Genomic DNA, 5,013 nt, shown 5'->3' on the forward strand with positions numbered 1-5,013 from the left:
GCCGTCACGGCGGCAGCGCAGATTCTCGGGGCAAGCCTGGTGGAAACCCTGGACACCAAGGGTACCGACGGCTCAAACGTCCACCTGGGCGGCCCCGACACCATCACGGGCTACTTCGGCGGCATCGGCCAGCCAAATGCGCATCCTCTGGCATGGATCGACGAGGTGCTCTACTACTACACCACCTACGGCGTCCGGGAAGTGCTCAACATCAATCCCGGAACGGTCCTTCTCGGCTATCTCCTCTATCGGCTCGGCGTGAACGTGAAGTTCAAGATCTCCGTCTTCATGGGGAACGACAACCCCTACTCGGTGCTCTGGACTCTGCTCATGGCCCGGCTCTTCGCCCGCCCGGACGGCAGCACCTCCCTGATAGGTTTCAACCTCTCCAATTCCATCGACGCCCGCCACCTGGAACTGGCGGGCGACATCCGCCGCACTCTGGGACTGGAGGACAAGGTCCGCATCGAACACCACATCACCGAATGCTACCGGCACATCGTCCGGCAGCCCTACTGCCGCCGGGACGACCTGCTCGACGTGGCGGAGCGCATTCCCAACATCTCCGCCAAGCACGAAGGGGGCGACCCGGAGAAAGAAATGGAGATGGAGCGCCCCTCGGACATTTTGGATTACTTCCGGGACAAACAGGAGATCCTCGCGAGCGGCGACATGCCGCTTTTGGAGAAGCACTACCTCGGAAAACACGACGCGATGAACCGTACCGCCGCCGCCCTGACCCGAAAGGGACTTTCCTTCGTCGCCGCTCCGCTGCTGCACCGCCGGTAGGGCGGAACGCACCGGCACCGAGAGGAACGCGAAAACGCTCTTGCGCCAAAGCAAGGCCGCAACTGCCCAAGCGGGGCCGTTGCGGCCTTTGTGTTTCGCACTCTCTCCCGCTCCTCCGTGTTATGATCTTCGGAGGAGTTTTGGCGGCACAAGATACGGGCAAGCCGCCCGGAAGGGCATGCCTCCAGACAAAACAGATCGGGCGATGCCGAAGAGCGGAGGCACGGGCAACCGCGGGAGAACGGAAAAGAGCGCAAGCGGCACCACTGCGCCGAACGTTGCAGGAAGGACCTGCATACCACAAACAAGGGAGGATGTGCGATGGACAAAAGCCGTGCGGCGACGGTGTTTCTGGGGATCCTCGCCCTCGTGGCCCTGGGGGCGGTTTTCAAGGCCGCGAAGGGCGTCATTCTGCCCCTGGTCGTGGCGTGGCTTCTTTCCTATCTCTTCAGCCCCCTGGTGCGCTTTCTCGAACGGAAGCACATTCCCCCCGCCCTTTCCATCGCAGCGATCATCGTGACCTTTCTGGGGGTCTGTTTCCAGAGCGTTGCGTTCATGTACGACAAGATCATGCTCTTCGCCAACGCCTTTCCTCGATATTACAGTCGCCTCATGGGGCTTGTGAACGCCGCGGGCGAAAATTTCGGCATTCCTCCCGGGTTCTGGCAGAATTTCGACCTGGGACCGAAGATCGCCTCCTACCTCCTCGGGCTTCCCGCATCGGCGGCCACACTGCTGATGAATCTCTTTCTGGTCATGATCTTTCTTGTCTTCATTCTCCTCGGCGCACCCTACCTGGAATACAAACTGCGCTATGCCCTTTCTCCCGACACGGCGGAAAAAGTCCAGAAAGCCATCGATTCCGTCTCTCACCAGATCGGGCGTTATCTGAGCACGCTCTTCTTCATCAGCCTCTCCACGGGAATCTGCGTCTGGCTCGCCCTGGCATTTCTCCGGGTGGATTTCGCCGTCACCTGGGGAGTTCTGGCCTTCGTACTCAACTTCATCCCCACTCTCGGTTCCATCGCTGCCTCCATCCCACCCGTTCTCGTCGCCCTGGTGAAATCCTATCCCTTCCTGGGGCACCCTCTCATCGTTGCGGCGGCACTCCTCGTCATTCAGGTCACCATCGGCAACATCATCACGCCGAAGCTCATGGGCGACCGGCTGAACCTGAGCCCCGTGGGCGTGCTCGTGTTCCTTCTCTTCTGGGGGTGGCTCTGGGGAATTCCCGGGGCGCTCCTCGCGGTGCCCATCGCGGCGACAACACGCATCATCTGTGAAAACGTGGACTCCCTGGCCTTCATCGGCGTCATGATGAGATCGGGGAAAAACTTCAAGAAGAACCTCACCGCCGCTTCCTAGAGGGCTCCGGAGCCGCTTCGGAGGTTCTTCATGACACAGACACGCAGGACCCCTCCCCTTTCGACGAACAACCAGACTGAGACGACTTCGCAAGGAAGGCGACGCAACGCAACATGCGGCGACGCCTCCGGAGCGCTCCTGTCTCTGCGGGGGGCCCGGGTGCTCGGGGTGAATCCCCCCGTCTTCGATTTCGCCTATTTCGATCTCTGGGCCAAGCCGCTGGGACTTCTCTATCTTCTGGAAACCCTCCGGCGAAACGGGAACGATGTGACCCTTTTGGACTGCATCGCCGAGGCGGGAGAAAAAAGGCGCAGCTTCGGGCGCAGAATTCCTCACAGGCAACCGGCACCCAAACCGGCCCCTTACCGGCACATCCCCCGCACCTATTTTCATTTCGGCCTTCCGGAGGAACGCTTCCTGGAACGTCTCCGCTCCTTGCCCGCACCGGACGTGATCCTCGTCACCTCCGGCATGACCTACTGGTATCCCGGGGTCTTCTGGTGCATCGAACGCCTCCGGCACGTTTTTCCTAAAACACCTCTCTATCTCGGAGGAATCTACGCCAGGCTCTGCCCCGACCACGCCGCCCGCTCCGGCGCGGACGTCGTGCAGAGCGAGCCCTTTCCCGTCACTGCACCTTTTCCGGCCCTGGATCTCTACGAAAACCCGGAATACGGCGTGGCCCTCACCTCTTTCGGCTGTCCGTTCCGGTGCGACTATTGCGCCTCCTCGCAGCTCTGGCCCGTCTATCGGCGAAAAAGCGTGGATGAGGCCGCAGCGGAGATCGCCGCCCAGCTCGCGCTTCCCTCCGTGCGCTCCATCGCCTTCTATGACGACGCGCTCCTTTTGGACAAGGAGCACTTCTTCTACCCCCTCTGCGAGGAACTGGCGCGGCGCTTTCCCCGGACCGAAGAGAGTAAACCCCCCGTCTCGTTCCACACCCCCAACGGCCTGCACGTGCGGGAGATCGACCATACCTGCGCCGCCGTGCTTCGCCGCACGGGATTTGCCACACTCCGCCTCAGCCTGGAAAGCACCGACCCCGCCATCCTTCTGGCGGGGTCGGAAAAAGTGGCGCCCTCTCAGTATGAAGAAGCTCTGCAAAACCTGCGTCTCGCCGGATACGACGACGGAGCGCTCGAGACCTATCTCCTCCTCGGCCTTCCCGGACAAAGCCGCGAGAGCGTGGAGACCTCCATCCGCTTCGCCCGGGGCCTCGGCGCCAGGGTGAAACTCGCCGAGTTTTCCCCTCTTCCCGGAACGCCCCTGTTCGACGCAGCCTGCCGGGCCGTGCCGGGCCTCGCCACGGAACCACTTCTGGCCAACAACTCCGTCTACACCACCTACATCTCCGGCACGCTCTCGCCGGAAGAGCTGCAGGCGCTCAAGGACCTCGCCGCGGGGAGGGAAAGAGGCGGCGACGAGCCCACGCACCTACTCTCAGCGGAGGAGTGAGGCCACCTTTCTCCAGGGCACGATGACGTGCCCTTCCCGGACAAAGCTCTCGTCTCCGCCGTAGACGAGACAGGATTTTCCTGCAGCAGCTCCTGCAATCTCCCTCCAGCGGTGGAGACCACGAAAAAACTCCGACAACACCGTTTTGCCGGACTTGACTTCCACCGCGTCAAGCACGTTGTCTTTCTCGGTGAGAAAATCGATCTCGAAACCGCTCCGATCCCTCCAAAAAAAGAGGTTCGGCTCCCGTCCCGCATGCAAACGTTCCTTGACCAACTCTGCAGCCACGGCGTTCTCGAAAATGGAGCCGCGCTGCGGATGCAGTTCCAGATGCTCCTTTTTTTCGATACCGAGAAGAGCGCACAGGAGGCCCGTATCGTAAAAATAGAGCTTCGGGGTCCGCACAAGCCGCTTGTTGAAATTCCGGAAATAAGGGGGCACCAGAAAGAGAATGAAGCTCGCCTCGAGAATCGAAAGCCATGCCTTGACCGTATTGTGCGCGATGCCGCACTCCGTCCCCAGGGAAGAGAGATTGACCAGTTGTCCCACTCTGCCCGCGCAGAGACGGAGAAACCGGCGAAATGTCGCAAGATCGCGAACGTTGAGCAGGGCGCGCACATCCCGCTCGACATATGTGGCCACGTAGTTGGAGAACCATGCACCAGGATCCACGTCGCGAGTATGAACCGGAGGATATCCTCCCTTCAGAAGCACCTCGTCGAGATCATCGCCGAGGCAGGAGACGCTTTCCATCTCGCTAAAGGAAAACGGCGCGAGATGAAGCAGAGCGACCCTTCCGGCAAGACTTTGTGTGATGGATTCCACCAAATGAAACTGTTGAGACCCCGTAAGGACAAAATACCCCATCTTTCCCCTTTCATCGAGTACCCGTTGAAGGTAGGAAAAGAGCGCCGGAACACGTTGCGCTTCATCAAGCACCGCACCCGAGGCAAAACGAAGCAGAAATCCCCTGGGGTCCTGCTCCGCGAAATCCCGCTCGTCGGGATCTTCAAGGGAAACGTAGCGCTTCTCGGGGAAAAGATGGCGCACGAGAGTGGTCTTCCCCGACTGCCTCGGCCCCGTGACAGCAATGCAGGGAAAACCCTTGCTCAGTTTTCGTATGGTTCCTTCCATTCTCCTGGGAACATAGGCGGTCTTCATTGTCGCCACAGCATAGCGCCTATCCGGCTGATTGTCAATTCAATTGCCAATCAGCCGTCGAAGAAGACCTGCTTTTCGAGAAGCTGCTCCTCCGGAACAGGACGCAGCACCCGGGCGGGCACTCCCGCCACCACCATCCGGGGAGGAACATTGCGCACCACCACCGCTCCCGCCGCGACGAGGGCGTCCTCGCCGATCTCGATGCCGGGCAACAGCGTGGCGTTGGCGCCGATCCGGGCTCCT

Annotated in this window: 4 protein-coding genes and 1 pseudogene; 3 read left to right on the forward strand and 2 right to left on the reverse strand. The window is 60.8% G+C overall.

The window, feature by feature from the left end; all coding sequences use genetic code 11:
* From Q1K49_RS12910 to Q1K49_RS12920, 3 genes and pseudogenes are all read left to right on the forward strand, one after another.
* Positions 1-789: pseudogene (locus Q1K49_RS12910) on the forward strand (hypothetical protein); the annotation flags it as partial.
* 321 nt (positions 790-1,110) lie between these two features.
* Positions 1,111-2,154, forward strand: coding sequence for an AI-2E family transporter (locus tag Q1K49_RS12915; protein WP_300526416.1), 1,044 nt, complete (start codon positions 1,111-1,113; stop codon positions 2,152-2,154).
* Between the two features lie 30 nt (positions 2,155-2,184).
* Positions 2,185-3,609, forward strand: a complete 1,425-nt coding sequence (locus Q1K49_RS12920) for a B12-binding domain-containing radical SAM protein (RefSeq protein WP_300526417.1) — start codon at positions 2,185-2,187, stop codon at positions 3,607-3,609.
* Here Q1K49_RS12920 and Q1K49_RS12925 read toward each other — a convergent pair.
* Together Q1K49_RS12925 and Q1K49_RS12930 are read right to left on the reverse strand one after the other, a co-directional pair.
* On the reverse strand, positions 3,595-4,743 hold the full coding sequence (locus tag Q1K49_RS12925; RefSeq protein ID WP_300526418.1) for an ATP-binding protein: 1,149 nt from the start codon (positions 4,741-4,743) through the stop codon (positions 3,595-3,597). The two genes, Q1K49_RS12920 and Q1K49_RS12925, sit on opposite strands and share 15 nt — an antisense overlap.
* A 77-nt stretch (positions 4,744-4,820) precedes the next feature.
* Positions 4,821-5,013, reverse strand: a 193-nt coding sequence (locus tag Q1K49_RS12930; RefSeq protein WP_300526419.1) for a DapH/DapD/GlmU-related protein, incomplete at its 5' end; no start/stop codon positions are given.

The sequence above is a fragment of the Aminiphilus sp. genome, from assembly GCF_029975095.1.
GTDB lineage: Bacteria > Synergistota > Synergistia > Synergistales > Aminiphilaceae > Aminiphilus.